The organism is Shewanella sp. BJSY2023SW007 (genome assembly GCF_047314525.1).
Classification (GTDB): Bacteria; Pseudomonadota; Gammaproteobacteria; order Enterobacterales; family Shewanellaceae; genus Shewanella; species Shewanella chilikensis.
This window is the reverse complement of the sequence record NZ_JBKORL010000100.1, coordinates 18,554-33,174: the sequence shown is the minus strand read 5'-3', so window position 1 is coordinate 33,174 and position 14,621 is coordinate 18,554. Positions and strand designations below refer to the sequence as shown.

General features: G+C 52.6%; 15 protein-coding genes. 7 read left to right on the top strand and 8 right to left on the bottom strand.

Annotation, left to right across the window (positions count from 1 at the left end; genetic code table 11):
- Positions 1 to 284: 284 nt before the first annotated feature.
- Entirely contained in the window at positions 285 to 956 is a 672-nt protein-coding gene (locus ACMHXE_RS17655) for an alpha/beta hydrolase (RefSeq protein ID WP_101056362.1), read from the bottom strand.
- Between the two features lie 179 nt (positions 957 to 1,135).
- Here ACMHXE_RS17655 and ACMHXE_RS17650 point away from each other — a divergent pair, with 179 nt between their 5' ends.
- Positions 1,136 to 2,143 carry a glutathione S-transferase family protein gene (locus ACMHXE_RS17650; protein ID WP_101056363.1) on the top strand — a complete coding sequence of 336 codons (1,008 nt, stop codon included), beginning with the start codon at positions 1,136 to 1,138 and terminating at the stop codon, positions 2,141 to 2,143.
- A gap of 4 nt (positions 2,144 to 2,147) precedes the next feature.
- Here the strand turns inward: ACMHXE_RS17650 and ACMHXE_RS17645 are convergent, their stop codons facing one another.
- From ACMHXE_RS17645 to ACMHXE_RS17630, 4 genes are all read right to left on the bottom strand, one after another.
- Positions 2,148 to 2,375: a DUF3389 family protein gene (locus tag ACMHXE_RS17645; RefSeq protein ID WP_025009501.1), complete on the bottom strand. Its 228-nt coding sequence runs from the start codon at positions 2,373 to 2,375 to the stop codon at positions 2,148 to 2,150.
- A 70-nt stretch (positions 2,376 to 2,445) separates the two neighbouring features.
- Entirely contained in the window at positions 2,446 to 2,928 is a 483-nt protein-coding gene (locus tag ACMHXE_RS17640) for an FKBP-type peptidyl-prolyl cis-trans isomerase (RefSeq protein ID WP_071239052.1), read from the bottom strand.
- A gap of 70 nt (positions 2,929 to 2,998) precedes the next feature.
- Entirely contained in the window at positions 2,999 to 3,883 is an 885-nt protein-coding gene (locus ACMHXE_RS17635; RefSeq protein ID WP_229839795.1) for a WYL domain-containing protein, read from the bottom strand.
- Positions 3,884 to 4,019: 136 nt separating this feature from the next.
- Positions 4,020 to 5,231: a lytic murein transglycosylase gene (locus tag ACMHXE_RS17630; RefSeq protein ID WP_373296851.1), complete on the bottom strand. Its 1,212-nt coding sequence runs from the start codon at positions 5,229 to 5,231 to the stop codon at positions 4,020 to 4,022.
- Between the two features lie 209 nt (positions 5,232 to 5,440).
- On the opposite strand from ACMHXE_RS17630, the gene ACMHXE_RS17625 reads away from it, so the two are divergent.
- Both ACMHXE_RS17625 and ACMHXE_RS17620 read left to right on the top strand, forming a co-directional pair.
- Positions 5,441 to 5,800, top strand: coding sequence for a DUF2750 domain-containing protein (locus tag ACMHXE_RS17625; RefSeq protein WP_101056364.1), 360 nt, complete (start codon positions 5,441 to 5,443; stop codon positions 5,798 to 5,800).
- Positions 5,801 to 5,871: 71 nt separating this feature from the next.
- Entirely contained in the window at positions 5,872 to 6,510 is a 639-nt protein-coding gene (locus ACMHXE_RS17620) for a hypothetical protein (RefSeq protein WP_101056365.1), read from the top strand.
- Here the strand turns inward: ACMHXE_RS17620 and ACMHXE_RS17615 are convergent, their stop codons facing one another.
- The 3 genes from ACMHXE_RS17615 to ACMHXE_RS17605 all read right to left on the bottom strand — a co-directional run bounded on the left by ACMHXE_RS17615 (position 6,511) and on the right by ACMHXE_RS17605 (position 8,953).
- The gene (locus ACMHXE_RS17615; protein WP_101056366.1) at positions 6,511 to 7,449 is read right to left on the bottom strand and encodes a chemotaxis protein CheV; all 939 of its coding nucleotides are present in this window, start codon (positions 7,447 to 7,449) and stop codon (positions 6,511 to 6,513) included. It lies immediately after the preceding gene.
- Positions 7,450 to 7,682: 233 nt separating this feature from the next.
- A complete protein-coding gene (locus ACMHXE_RS17610) occupies positions 7,683 to 8,294 on the bottom strand; it encodes a class I SAM-dependent methyltransferase (protein WP_101056367.1) in 612 nt (203 codons plus the stop codon).
- 65 nt (positions 8,295 to 8,359) lie between these two features.
- A complete protein-coding gene (locus ACMHXE_RS17605; protein ID WP_101056368.1) occupies positions 8,360 to 8,953 on the bottom strand; it encodes a hypothetical protein in 594 nt (197 codons plus the stop codon).
- 379 nt (positions 8,954 to 9,332) lie between these two features.
- On the opposite strand from ACMHXE_RS17605, the gene putP reads away from it, so the two are divergent.
- The 4 genes from putP to ACMHXE_RS17585 all read left to right on the top strand — a co-directional run bounded on the left by putP (position 9,333) and on the right by ACMHXE_RS17585 (position 14,612).
- The gene (gene putP, locus ACMHXE_RS17600; protein WP_101056369.1) at positions 9,333 to 10,784 is read left to right on the top strand and encodes a sodium/proline symporter PutP; all 1,452 of its coding nucleotides are present in this window, start codon (positions 9,333 to 9,335) and stop codon (positions 10,782 to 10,784) included.
- A 352-nt stretch (positions 10,785 to 11,136) separates the two neighbouring features.
- Positions 11,137 to 12,423 carry an OmpP1/FadL family transporter gene (locus ACMHXE_RS17595; protein WP_224867575.1) on the top strand — a complete coding sequence of 429 codons (1,287 nt, stop codon included), beginning with the start codon at positions 11,137 to 11,139 and terminating at the stop codon, positions 12,421 to 12,423.
- Positions 12,424 to 12,643: 220 nt separating this feature from the next.
- The gene (locus ACMHXE_RS17590; RefSeq protein WP_165564923.1) at positions 12,644 to 13,360 is read left to right on the top strand and encodes an SIMPL domain-containing protein; all 717 of its coding nucleotides are present in this window, start codon (positions 12,644 to 12,646) and stop codon (positions 13,358 to 13,360) included.
- A 226-nt stretch (positions 13,361 to 13,586) separates the two neighbouring features.
- Positions 13,587 to 14,612: an efflux RND transporter periplasmic adaptor subunit gene (locus ACMHXE_RS17585; protein WP_101056372.1), complete on the top strand. Its 1,026-nt coding sequence runs from the start codon at positions 13,587 to 13,589 to the stop codon at positions 14,610 to 14,612.
- The last annotated feature ends 9 nt before the right edge of the window (positions 14,613 to 14,621 follow it).

The following is a 14,621-nucleotide window of genomic DNA, read 5'->3' as shown; positions in this document are numbered from 1 at the left end:
AAAGCTATTTCACTGATATATATGAAAATAACTAAAGTATTAGCAGCAACAGGCTATTGTTTGATAATGGAAACAGCCGCTGAAGGGCCGTTTCTATTAAGGGACGACTTATTTTTCAAAAAATCAAAACTGGATATTAGGCAAGTGTAAACAAGTCCCATCTGTGCTCTGTGTTATTAGACTCAGGCAGGCCCCTGCATACCTTCGGTCCGTAGCTTTGAACGCCAATTCTGTGTAAGTCACTCTCTCAATGAGAACGTCGCTAGGACTTATTCGCACCTTCCCTAATTCAAACGCGCCTGCAGCCACTGACTGATGAGATTCAGCTCCTGCGGCACCACGCCGTGCGCCATTGGGAAAGTGTGCCATTCAAGTCGATATCCCCCCAGCTCGAGCGCTTCTTTGGCCATAAGCCCGGCACTGAGGGCAACCACATCATCCTGCTCACCGTGGCATTGCAAAATAGGTGTATCACGGTTGGCGCTGCTCACGTCTTCCGGCAACTGCTCACCACCCGGCAAATAACAGGACAGCGCCATAATACCGGCCAAGGCTTCGGGATAACGCAGTGCGGTAAAGAGGCTCATCACCCCGCCTTGGCTGAAACCGGCAAGCACAATACGGTTGGCGGCAATGCCCTGGGCGACTTGCTGCTCTATCAGTTGCCGAACCAAACGCTCGGATTGCAGTACCCCTGGCATATCGGCTCTGTCATGGAGATTGAGGCTCTTGATGTCATACCAGGCGCGCATCACATAACCACCATTAACAGTAACAGCCTGCTCAGGCGCATGTGGAAACACAAAGCGTATCGAGTGTTCGGCCGGCAGTCCCAATGCCGGCACCACAGGGGCAAAGCCGTCACCCGAGTCACCCAAACCATGCAACCAGATAACGCAGGCCGTGGCCGGCTCGCGGGGTTCAACAACAACGGCATCCAGGGTGGCTGACGACATAACAACATCCTTCTTGATAGGAAAAAAATGTGACCGACATCATATCAGGCTGTAGATTCCTTGCCAGTACCATTCTAAAAATTCGAATAAAAACACGTGTATTTCGCGCTTTACCCATAAATAACCACCACCTAGACTGAAATGCGAGCCATAGATCAAAGCGGTTAAAGGAGCGATAAATGGGATTGTTGCAGCAGGGCAAATGGGTCGACCTGTGGTATCAGACAGACAAAAACGGCGGCAAGTTCGTCCGTGAAGATGCAAAGCTACGAAACTGGATCACCCCGGATGGCAGTCCGGGCCCCAGTGGTCAAGGTGGATTCAAGGCCGAGCCGGGCCGCTATCATCTCTATGTTTCACTCGCTTGCCCCTGGGCCCACAGAACCTTGATATTTCGCGCCGTGAAAGGATTGGAAGCGCTGATCTCTGTGACTGTAGTCGAGCCCCATATGTTGGAAAATGGCTGGGAATTTGCCACAGAGGCGGGCCCCAAGGGTGGCCAGCCTATCCAGGGCGCCGAGCAAGACCCTTTGTTTGGCAAAGCATTCCTCTACCAAATTTACCAGCTCGCCGCGGTCGATTACAGCGGTCGGGTGACAGTACCTGTGCTGTGGGACAAACATCATCAGACCATAGTCAGCAATGAATCGTCGGAAATCATCCGTATGTTCAACTCCGCCTTCGATCATCTGACCGGCAATAACCTGGACTTTTACCCGCCCCATCTTAGAGAGGAGATAGATACGCTCAACGAATTCATCTATCCCAATATCAATAACGGGGTTTATCGGGCCGGTTTTGCCAGCTCACAACAAGCCTATGAAGAGGCCTTTGAGCAGCTGTTCAGTGCCCTTGACAGATTGGAGTTGCAATTGAGTGAACGCCGCTTTCTCACAGGTTCACAACTCACTGAGGCCGACTGGCGCTTGTTTACCACCTTAATCCGTTTCGATGCCGTCTATGTGGGCCACTTCAAGACCAATAAACGCCGCATTGAAGACTACCCGGCGCTGAGCCAATACCTGCGCGATCTGTATCAGTACCCCGGCATTGCCGCCACGGTCAACTTTGAACATATCAAACAGCACTATTACTACAGCCATGGGCAGATAAATCCCAGTCGCATCGTACCCAAGGGCCCCGAGTTAGACTATCAGCGCAGCCATCAACGCCACAGACTGGAATAGTAAATCACTCGGGCGTCAGACCGTAAAAGTCTGCCAGTTGCTCGAGCTGTTCATCTGAGTCGAGCCGCAGCTGCCAACGCACGGCGCCGGCATCGGCCAGCAGAATGCAAGGACCTTTGAGCAAACGGATATCGTCGCTCAGCGCCATCAACACTGTCTGCATGGCCGGCAAGCGTACCTGCAGCTCATTGGGACTCAGCAGCAATCGCCCCTGCTCGCAGTCAATTTTCATCCCCTCTCCTCTCAATGGTTTCTCAATCAAAAACGCCCGCTAAAGCGGGCGTATTCAGTTAAAGCCAAACTCAGTGGTGATGACCACCGACGCCATGGGCATGACCATGGGCTATCTCTTCATGGGTGGCTTCACGGGCTGAGACCACTTCGATATCAAAGGTCAGCTCGCGACCGGCCAATGGGTGATTGATGTCCACTGTGGCCATAAACTTGCCCACCTTGACCACAGTCACTTGACGCTGGCCTTGATCTGTATTGACGACCGCGCGCATGCCTGGCTTCCATACTTTGGCGCCCATCAGGTGTTTTACCGATACGCGCTGCTCGGCGCCTTCAACCCGCTCACCGTAAGTTTCAGAGGCAGGCAAGGTCACACTGAACTTGGCACCTATCTCTTTGCCTTCGATGGCTTTCTCGACTCCAGGCATCATGTTGTCATGGCCATGCAGATAGGCGATGGGATCGTGCCCCTCGTTGGTTTCCAGCACTTCACCCTTTTCATCGCGCAGTGTGTAATTGAACTGCACCACCATATCTTCTTTAACGCTCATTCTGAGTCCTCAGTATTCATGATTCCGGCGCAGCTTAACAAAACTGTCGCCTGCACTCCACTGCTTTGGATTAGCGCCCTGCGCCAGGCACTATCGCCAGATGCTCGAGTCGCTCCAGCACCTGGTGGTTTTTCAGTGCCAACTGACAAACACCACCATCAATTTGATGCTTAACAGAGCAATCCACACTCCAGCTGCGCAGCAGATATCCGGCCAAGGCCGCGTTGCTGGCCACCTTGAGCTCGCCATCCTCCATACGATAGTCGAGCATAATCGCCTCCGGGTGTTTCAGGCTCGGATGGGGAACCAACACCAGTTCCACCGGCGTCAACCAGTTGCTGTCGGCCGCCGGTTGCTCCTTGGGCAAGGGAGAGCCTTCAAGTTCTCTGGCCTGCTTGATACGGGTCACCACAAAGTCGTTGAACTTGCCATGCTGTCGGTCAAATGCCCGTACATGCCAGCGCTGGCCGTTGTTGACCAGGGCATGAGGCACAATTTCGCGCAGGGTTTCACCGCTTGAGGTGGAAACATATTGCAGCGCCAGCGCCTGCCCTTGCTGAATTGAACGCATCAGCGCCGCGATAATCTCGGTATCCGGATGAATAAGCCGCACCGCATCGAAACAGACCTGGCTGGGCACCAGGGGCTGTGACAAACCATCACCAAAGCCACGGGCCAGCCCCGAGAGAATGGCTTCGGGCTCGTGATGAAACAAGGGCTTGAATTCATGCTGGCGCTGATAATGACGGCTGGGGTGCATCAGCTTGAGGTTTTGCGGCGCCAGCTCGCGATAGAGGCTGAAGTCGCGGGTGGCGGCCGCCAATCCGGTGGCAAACTTGGCAATCAAATCCTGACGACTGACCTGGCCAAAATACTGCAGACTGAAATCGATAAAGGCCAGACGCTGTCGCTGGCCGTGACTCAATTTATCTATGTTGCTCATCTCGCTGCTCATATCATTCCCTGAGTTCTAATCGGTGCGGGAAAACGCCAATTTCTGCTGCCAACATTATCCGGGCAGTTGATTGGCGCCTTTATGAGCTAACATTAGCCAATCCCTTGGCTACTGGCAATCATTTTGATTAGCAGAATTAGAGTCCCAGGGCTTTAAAGGTTTCGGCAGAGGGGAAACCGTCGGCCACCAAGCCTTTGCTGAGCTGAAACGCCTGTAAACTGGCGCGGGAGTTACGCCCGAGAATACCGTCCGGCTTTCCGGCATCAAACCCCTGCTCATTGAGCTTTTGCTGCAGCGCCTTTATCTGGGCGCGGCTCAAGCGGGTTTGCTGCGGCGGTGCTTTGGCCAGCCGACCGGCGCCACTGATTCTGTCGGCCAAATGGCCTACTGAGATGGCATAAAACTCAGAACGGTTCCAACGCTGGATCACCTGGAAGTTATCGTAGCCGAGAAACGCAGGTCCCTCGTGCCCGGCGGGCAGATAGAGTCTGGCTTCCATCTGGGCCTGTGGCAGCACCTCGCCATTGCTCTGGGTCAATCCCAGCGCCTGCCAGTCGGCGAGAGACTTTTTCTGCCCCAGGTGCTGATAATCAAACGCCTCAGGTAAGCGAACCTCCCTGCCCCAGCGTTCGTTGCGCTGCCACCCCAGGTGAGCAAGAAAGTTTGCCGCCGAGGTCAGAGCATCATCTATGCTGTTCCAGAGATCCGCCTTGCCATCACCGTCACCATCGACAGCATAACTGGCATAGGCACTGGGCATAAATTGGGTGTGACCCATGGCGCCGGCCCAGGAGCCTTGCATATCGGCTGCGGCAAAACCATATTTCTGGCTCAGCTTCAGCGCTGTCATCAACTCCTGGGTAAAAAAGCCCGAGCGGCGGGAGTCGCAGGCCAGGGTTGCCAGCGAGTCCAACACAGGCATCTTCCCCTTGTAGCCTCCGAAATTGGTCTCCATGCCCCAGAAAGACAAGAGATATTGCGGCGGCACGCCATACTCGCGCTTGAGCTTATCCAGCAGTACCTTGTGCTCAACCAGCAGTTCCCGGCCCTTGGAAACCCGCCAATCTGTTACCCGTTTATCGAAATAGTTGGCAAATGTCTGGGTAAACTCGGGCTGACTGCGATCCAGCTCTATCACTCTGGGTACAAACTTCAGTGGCTTAAGATGTGAGTCGATGGTCTGTTGACTGATGCCCTCGTTAAGGGCCTTGTCCTGCAACTCCACAATACACTGAGGAAAAGCCGCTTCCCCGGCCTTTATCAGGGCTTCTACAGGATCCTCATTCTGGGGGGCTGCCAGCGTTTGCGTGGCCAACAGCAGGGGAAACCAGGATAAAACTCTGAACACCTTCCGACTCCTTAAAAAATTAAACACCCCATCGAGCTCCATCCTAACCAGTCGCACAGCGTTTTTTAAGCCCCACAGGCATAATTCCCTGTCGTTGAGCCGATTTTTAAGCATTTATTCCTGTTTGTTCATCTGAGGTTAAGATTCACTTGGACTCCAGTGCTTATGCCGTATAATGGCGCCACTAACCCTTGCTCAAGAGAAAGATCATGACTGATTTAGCGCCGGCACTGAGCCAATTTATCGATAACGTCAAAGAGCACCAGCAGGTGTGGGGCTTGCAGGACGACTCCGGCGAAGGCTGGGTGGTGTGTGACTCCAGCGAATATGAAGACACAGATGTCATGCCTTTATGGTCTGATCAGGCAGTGGCCCAAAGCCATTGCACCGAGGAGTGGGTCAACTTCGCACCCGTGGCGATTCCATTGGAGGAGTTACTGGAGTTCTGGATTGAAGATCTCAACGAAGATGGCGTATTGATTGGTATCGATTGGCGCGCCGAGCAGGAATGTCCCGAAGTTGAGCCGGTAGAGCTGGCCAAGTTCCTGGTGGACGTGGAAGCCGAATAAGCTTTACCCGGTCGGGAGTCACCAAGGCTCCCGACTTCTTTTAAGACTCAGAGCAACATCTGCACAACCCTATGCCCTGTCCCTTGGTCGACATCCCCTTTAATTGCCGTCACAGCTGCTGGTTTTGTGCCGAGCCCTGCGAACACGTTTTTGCCTTTAGAGCCTCCCCCCATGCAGAACATGCCTCACTGAGCGTGCCCGCCTGTAAGGAGTGCCTGACGCTGGCCCGCCAACATACTCTCACCTCGATATACGAGTGCCGTATTGCGGTTAAAGATGCGCTGATGAAGCGCTACGCCAAACATCTGGCCATAGGGCTGAATTGGACCCGTGAAGAGCTGGAAGAATCGGAGTTTTCCTGCAAAATTCTTGGCGGCTTTAAACGCAGCGCCTGGTTTATGTATGAAGTGGCCAGAGACAGGATCAATGCCAAGGGTTGGTCCCTGTGTATTGAAGGCGTTCCGCTGAGCGACGAGACGCCAAATACCGGGTTTGACTTCGATGGCTTACACTACAGCTCTGTGTTTGCCGCCATAGAGCACTACGCCAAAAATTTTGCGCTGGACAAAGACTTTCTGCAGGCACTGACCGCCATCTGCGGCCGCGACAGATTTGCCTTTGCCGTGCGCCTGGCCAGGCTTAACATTGCCGCGGACAAACGCACCAAGAAGCAACTTATCCGCGAGCTAGAGCAGGAAAACAGCCGTTAATCAGCCCAGCTGGCGAATTCTGTCCTGTACGGCTTCCACCAGCAGATCCGGCTGGAACTTGGAAATAAAACGATCGCAACCCACCTTTTCCACCATCGCCTTATTGAAACTGCCGCTGAGGGAAGTATTGAGGGTAATAAAGAGATCGGCCATCCGCTTGTCGTTGCGCACCTCATAAGTCAAACGGTAACCGTCCATTTCGGGCATTTCAGCGTCGGTGATCATCATCAAAATCTGATCTGTCACCTTGAGCCCCTGATCGCACCAGGACTTGAGCAGCGTCAGCGCCTCGCGCCCATCGCTGCGTTCAATCACTTCAAGCCCCAACTGTCCCAAAGTATCGCGAACCTGGCGTCTGGCGGTGGGCGAATCGTCGACAATTAAAATCTTGTGTCCCGGCATCTTGGCCACCAAGGACTCATCCAACACACCTTCTGAGAGACGCACGTCATAGTGGATGATTTCCGCCAACACCTTTTCCACATCGATAATGGACACCAACTCAGTTTTACCCTGGGTTTCCATCCGAGTGATAGCTGTAAGGTAATGATTGCGGCCGGCGGTTTTCGGCGGTGGCATGATATCGCCCCAGGTCATGTTGACTATATGCTCAACCTTGCCCACCAGAAAACCCTGCACACTGCGGTTGTATTCTGTGATGATAAGGTTGGCGTCTTCGCCCACAGGCATGGGTGAGAAACCTATGGCACTGCGCAAGTTGATAACGGGAATCGAAACACCACGGATATTGGCGACGCCGCTGATGGCAGGGTGGCTGCCTGGCATGGCCGAAAGCTCCGGCAGTTTTACTACCTCTTTAACTTTGAAAACATTGATGGCAAACAGCTGGGTCGAACTGATCCTGAACAGCAATAACTCCAGCCGATTCTCACCGACGAGTTGGGTTCGTTGATCTACAGATTCCAATACATTTGCCATAACAACTACTTGTCCAATTCTACTGCTGAATATGACGTCGATTATAGTGGTAAAGGGGCGCAACAAACCATGCTTCAGGGCAAATTTAAGCTAAATTGTCTTAAATGATATGCACTTGGCTACAGTTATGTAGGTTGCAAAGGAGGAGGGTAAAACGCATCTTCCTTCAAAGGGTTAAGCTGGACTACAGCAAAAGCCCGCGTACGCCCTCTGGTTACCCGTCATTATCCCGTTCATGCTTTGCCGAAGGTTTTACGGGCCAGAATGATGCCCGCCAGCGCCGGCAATTGGTGTTGACGGACAATCTCAAAGTTGCCGCTATCTTCAACAACAGCCAAAAGTTCAGCGTGATTGAAACGATTTTCCTCGGGATGCTCAAACAGACGCCGACTCAAGGGATTACAGATGGCGGCGCGATAAAGCTCTTCCATGACGAAATAGCCGCCTGGGCGTAACACTCTGTGTACTTCGGCCACCGCCTGTTGCCAATCCGGAATATGATGAAAGGCGGCAAAATCAACCACAAGGTCAAACTGGCTATCGGCAAAGGGCAAGGCGCTGCCATCGCCCTGGCACAGATGCAGCCAGTTTTGCTCCAAATACCGCCCGGCGCAGTGGCTGACCATATCGAGATCAAAATCGAGCGCCCACACTTCTTTTGCCCCCAGCTCCTGACGCATAAGAGCTATTCCCTCACCAAAGCCGCAACCTATCTCCAAGGCACAACTAAAAGCCGGTAAAGGCTTGGCAAACAACTTCAACAACATCCGCCGCTCCAGCTGTCTTTGCAGCCACAACCGCAGCGGATGCCTGACTATCGATTTTTCAAAGCGATTAAGTTGCATGAATAGCGATCCACTCAAGACAATTCTTGGTTAACGTTTAAGCGCCCTTGCGGTGACTATCATCTTCACTCGTCCCCAAAAGATTCCAGCGGCAGTTGATCCCAATAAACGCCCTGACCGAAGAAGTCTTCCAACAGCTGATTGAGCCGCAAAAAACTGCTCACCCTTTGCGGCTTACCGCTGATACAGTGCCACACGTACCTGTGGCAGTTATTGTCAAACAGGTCATAATCCCGATATTGAAACAGGCTCTCGCCGGCGCGTGCCAGCGCTTGTTCACTGACCAAGGGCATTCTTTGATGATCGCAGGCGACAAACACCTTGCTGCCGCTGCGACCGGCGAGAAAACGCCTCACCGACACTGGCCTCACAAGGCCGCTGCCGTGGAGCTCGGCCAACGTGCCGTCACCGAGCCAGATACCTGTGTGTTCAATAATCCCGAATACGTGGCAGCACACCAGCATCCCGGGCTGCACTTGTTTGACACTCTGACTGTGAAACCATTCACTGGGTGTCAGCCGCGCCCGCCCCTTGACTCGCTGTACCGACATATCCATGAGTACTCGATTCTGGGCGATCTTCTTACGCTTCTGCTGTTCATCGGCAAGCCAAACGGCGCCGAGGGCTGCAGACCCGAGCCATAGGAGAGGCAGTGCCATAGGCATACTCCTTATATTATCTTTCGCCGAAGATTTGCATCTCTGGCAGATCCGTACCGCGGCAGAGCATAATTCCAAAAAGCACAAATTGCAGATACAACAATTGCAATATAAAAAGCCTGACGCCGGTATCCGCGCTCCAAGGGCCCCTCTTTGCCCTTAAACAAGTCAATATGAGCCACAAGTTTAAATTCTAGTGAAGATTCAGCCAATTAAGCTCACCTTTTTTTGAGTAAATTAACACTCACCACTGCAAACTTTCCGGATCATCTTCTCAGGGAATGGTCAGATCTGCTTCACATAGTCCGTCAACAATGGGCGCTTTGGCAAACTTTTGCTAGTATCCGCGCCAAACAACAACACAAAAGTGTAAACCAGCATGCATATTGAAACCCCGGTAATGATTACTTTTCTGGGCTATTTGGCTCTGATGATGGGGATAGGTCTTTGGGCCTACAAGGCGACCGATTCGGTCGATGATTATATTCTCGGTGGCCGCAAGATGGGCCCGGCGGTGACCGCTCTCAGTGTCGGCGCCTCCGACATGTCCGGTTGGCTGCTGCTGGGTTTGCCCGGCGCCGTCTATCTTGGCGGTTTGGGCGAAGCCTGGATGGGAATAGGCCTGTTACTGGGCGCCTGGCTCAACTGGCTTTTGGTGGCCAAACGCCTGCGGATCTATACCCAAATGGCAGATAATGCCCTCACCCTGCCGGACTTTTTTGAGAAGCGCTTTAACGATAAGGGCGGCCTCCTGAAACTGGTTTCTGCCGTCACCATATTGCTGTTTTTCACCTTTTACGCCTCCTCCGGCATGGTTGGTGGCGCTGTGCTGTTCAGCAATGTCTTCGGCTTCGATTACCTAACAGCACTCTTGATAGGCTCCACAGTGATAGTGGCCTATACCTTTGTCGGCGGTTTTTTTGCCGTCAGCTGGACAGACTTCTTCCAGGGCTGCTTGATGTTGATAGCCCTGCTGATAGTCCCGGTCAGCATGTTTACCCAACCCGAGAGTCACCAAAGTCTGGATGCCCTGGACCCGGCTATGCTGTCGTTATGGAGCGATAAGCTAAGTCTGATAGGCCTGCTGTCGGCACTGGCCTGGGGGCTGGGTTACTTTGGTCAGCCCCATATTCTGTCGCGCTTTATGGCGATTAACAGTGTCAAGGATCTGCCGGTTTCGCGCCGCATCGCCATGAGCTGGATGTTTGTCTCCCTGATCGGCGCCCTGGCGACCGGTATTGCCGGCGCGCTCTACTTTGCCGATGAGCCGCTCAAGAATCCGGAAACTGTGTTTATCCATCTGACTCAGGTCGCCTTTAACCCCTGGATAGGTGGTCTGCTTATCGCCGCTATCTTGTCGGCCATCATGAGCACCATAGACTCGCAATTGCTGGTGTGTTCCAGCGTGATCACCGAAGATTTCTACCGTAAGTGGCTCAGGCCCGAGGCTTCAAGCAAGGAGCTGATGTTGGTCGGTCGTATCGGCGTGTTGGCCATTGCCATTATCTCAGTGGTTGTTGCCCTGGATCGGGAAGCCAGTGTGCTGGGTCTGGTGAGCTATGCCTGGGCCGGTTTCGGTGCCGCCTTCGGCCCTGTAGTGATCCTGTCGCTGTTTTGGCGTGGCTACAGCCGCAACGGCGCCATTGCCACCATTCTAGTCGGCGGCTTGACAGTAATCATCTGGAAGCAATTGGAAAGCGGTATCTTCGCCCTTTATGAAATATTACCCGGATTCATTCTGGCCACCCTGGCCGGGGTTGTGGTAAGCCTTCTATCACCACCATCCGAGGTCACAGAGGCGCAATTCAATCGCTTCGAACAAAGCCTCTAACCACGGTTCTTATACCGCCGCCATCGTTTGGCGTACACTTGTACGCCAAACTCGCCAGCAGTTTGTAATTTATTGTGTCTCTAACTTTTACAGCTTGGCAACACTGTCAGTGCCGGTCTTCAAACACTTAAAACACAGTTATCACTGCTTTTCCTGCCAAGTAGCTACTTGGAAGTTCGTCGCACGTTCGCAGCACATTTGCAGAAATTAACCAAAATATTACAAGTTTTCACATCTGGTCGGAGTTGTTGACACTCTGGAGCATCCATAAGATGCACTGGACTAATAAGCGGGTGTCTGTGGGGTTTAAAGACTGACAGCCAACCTGCAAACATAAAAAGAGAAGATAATAATGAAGTATTTCAACAAGACTCTTATCGCAGTTTCTGTCGCGCTGATCAGTGGCCAATCTCTGGCAGCCGGTTTCCAACTCAACAGCCAATCTGCCACAGGTATCGGCCGCGCCTTTGCCGGTGATGCCGTGATCGCCGATAACGCATCTGTGTTATCCCGTAACCCAGCCGCCATGGCACTGTTTGACAAAGCCGCTATCTCGGTTGGTGTCACTACTGTAGACGTCCAGGTAGATATCAAAGACGTTAACTTCATGGGTGGCCAGGTGGATCTGGGTGGAATTGATGATGCCGGCAGCGTCAAATGGATCCCCAACATCTATTACATCCAGCCGTTGAACGATAAATGGGCCGTTGGTTTTGCGGCCTTTTCCAACTTCGGTACCGGCACAGACAGCGCATCATTGGTCAATAGCAAGACAGTTGCGGCTCCCTATGATCTGATAGGTAATACCGAAGTAACCACCATCAACTTCAACACCAGTGTGTCTTACCGCATCAATGATATGTTGAGTCTGGGCGTCGGACTGGATTTGGTTTATGGCGAAGGCAACCTGGATCGCTATTACAATCAAATGCCATTGGTCGATGTGGATGCCGATGGTTGGGGTATTGGCGGTATTGTTGGTGCCACGCTTGAGCTGAATGAGAACAACCGTTTTGGCCTGAGCTACCGTTACAGCCCCAATGTCGATGTGAGTGGCCATATTGCGACACTGACACCTTTACCAGGCCAAACAAACAGTTTTGCTTCAACCCTGTTTGATGAGCTGGAAGTGCCTTTGGCCGATATCTTCCAGTTGGCCGGTTTCCACCAGTTAACCGAAAACTTTGCGGTTCATTACACGGCTCAATACACCCGTTGGGGCAACTTCGATCAAATTACTGCCAAAGATGGTGTCCGCAGCATTTATGGTACAGGTACTGTAATTGCCAACAATGTAAACGCCCCCCTGAAGCAGTACCAGTGGAAAAACTCCTGGTTGATGAGTGTAGGCGGAACCTACGACATCAATGAGCAGTTCACAGTGCGTGCAGGTTACATGTTCGACAATGGTGTGGTTGATGAAATCAGCTCTATCTCCATCCCAGACTCTGACCGTCAATGGTTCACCGCTGGCCTGAGCTACCACATCAACCAACATCAAACCATCGACTTCGGCATGGCCTTTGTTAAAGGTGAAGAGGTTGAGTTGGTAGAAAACAGTGCAGTAGTTGGCCCGGTTAACGCCATTACCAAATCAGAAGCCATGTACTACTCAGTGCAGTACAGCTATCAGTTCTGAGCCAAAGCTCCAACGAGTTTTAACTAACAAGGCCGCCCTTCTGGGCGGTTTTTTGTTGATTAACAGCAAGTTGTTCAGGCAGCATTCAAACTCATAGATGCATTCTCACCAAGGCTTGGTTATCTTATGGAAGGTGTAAATTGCGCTGCTTCGGCTGGCTTACAGGGCCGGATATCAAGCGTACTTTGTACCTTCCCTATATCACATAAAGGATTTTGAAATGAGCAAAAATTATTCTCTGGCGGCCCTGTTGCTTGGGGGTTTTATTTGCGCCGGTTTACTGCTGCTTGGCACCAGTATTGGAAACAGCCTGCTGGCAATGAAAGGTATGGAGCGAACCGTGGCGGTCAAAGGTCTGGCTGAACGCGAGGTCAAGGCCAACGTCGCCATCTGGCCGATTCGCTTCAATGAAGTGGATAACGATCTCAACACCTTGTATCAGACGGTGCAGCAAAAGACAGATAAAGTGGTAGTTTTTCTTGAACAGCAAGGTTTCAACAAGGATGAAATCTCTGTTTCTCTGCCTTCCATAGAAGACAGGCAAGCCCAGGGTTATGTCGATCCCAATGTTAAGTATCGCTACGCAGCCCGGGTAACAGTCTCGCTTTATACTCACCAGGTGGATCTGCTACTTGAGAGCCGTAACAAGCTGCTGGCCCTGGCCAAAGAAGGCATAGCCATCGCCAGTCAGGACTATGACAGTCGCACCGAATTCCTGTTTACCGAACTCAACAGTATCAAGCCGGCCATGGTGCAGGAGGCTACCCAAAATGCCCGTGAAGTGGCCGAGAAGTTTGCCAAAGATTCAGACTCGGTACTTGGGAAGATCAAACAAGCCAGCCAGGGCACCTTCACCATTTCCGATCGCGACAGTAATACGCCTTACATCAAGAAGGTGCGAATCGTCTCTACCCTCACCTACTATCTCAACGACTGAACTTTTGAAGCGCAAACCTGAAACGGATTTTTCAATATTAAGCAGGTGGCCAAGGCCGCCTGTTTTCGTATCTGTATTCTGGCTGTGTATATTCTGGCCTGGGTATTCAAGGTCTAATCAGTTACTCAAGCCACCTCTTATTTAATCATATTTTTCTAATAATAGTTGCAGGCGACCACCTTATTCATTAGAATTTTCTCATAGATGTTTTTTTGAGAACAGTTCCATGCCCAGAATAACGCCAGTATTGACCCTGTTACTGCCCGCGCTGCTGCTCATTCAACCGGTTAAGGCAGCCGAGCCGGCCACAGTGACTGTCCGCCAGACAGAGCACTCCCAATTGCTGACCCTGGATGGCAGGCTCGAGGCTGTCAAGGCCGCAACCGTGTCGGCCCAGACCTCGGGACGGATCCTCAAGCTTTACTATGATGTCAACGACCGAGTCCCCGCCGGGGCGGCGCTGCTGGAGATCACCAGTGAAGAGCAAGGCGCGTCCCTGGCGGCGGCCGAGGCGGAATACGCCAGAGCCAGAGCCTTGGATACCGAAGCGCAGCTGACGCTCAAGCGCTATCAGGAACTGTTTCCCAAGGGCGCGATTTCCCGCGGCCAAATGGATCAGGCCATAGCCAATGCCAAGTCAGCCTCCCAGGCGGCCAGCGCCGCCAAGGCGAGGATCATTCAGGCAAAGGAATCACTGAAATACACAGTCGTCAGCGCGCCATATGCTGGCATAGTCACGGCCAGGCATGTGGAAGAGGGAGAAACAGTCGCTCCCGGTCAGCCGCTCCTGTCCGGTTTTGCCGACGATGAGATGCGGGTGGTGATGCAGCTGCCGCAGCGTTTTCTTCAGGCCGCTAAAGCCACAGACAAGATGACGGTTATCCTAGCCGATGGCCGCAGTTTTGATGTCACTACCCCCAAGGTCTTTGGTTTCAGTGATGAGCAGAGCCGCGCCTTTCAGGTGAGACTGCCACTGCCGACCAACACAGGCGATCTGCTGCCCGGCAGTTTCGTCAAGGTACGCTTTGCCATAGACAAACGCCAGGAGATAGTGCTGCCCAAAGAAGCGCTTTACAGCGTCAATGAGCTGTCGGCCGTCTACCTCAAGCGCGGCGATAACTTTGTCCTGCAACAGGTACGTCTGGGAGATGTGCGTGACGATGGCGTGACCATACTGGCAGGACTCGAAGCCGGAGACATAGTGGCCGCCAACGCCTACCAGTTGCTGCTCGAGCAGCGCCAGGCCAAGTAAGGGGAACTC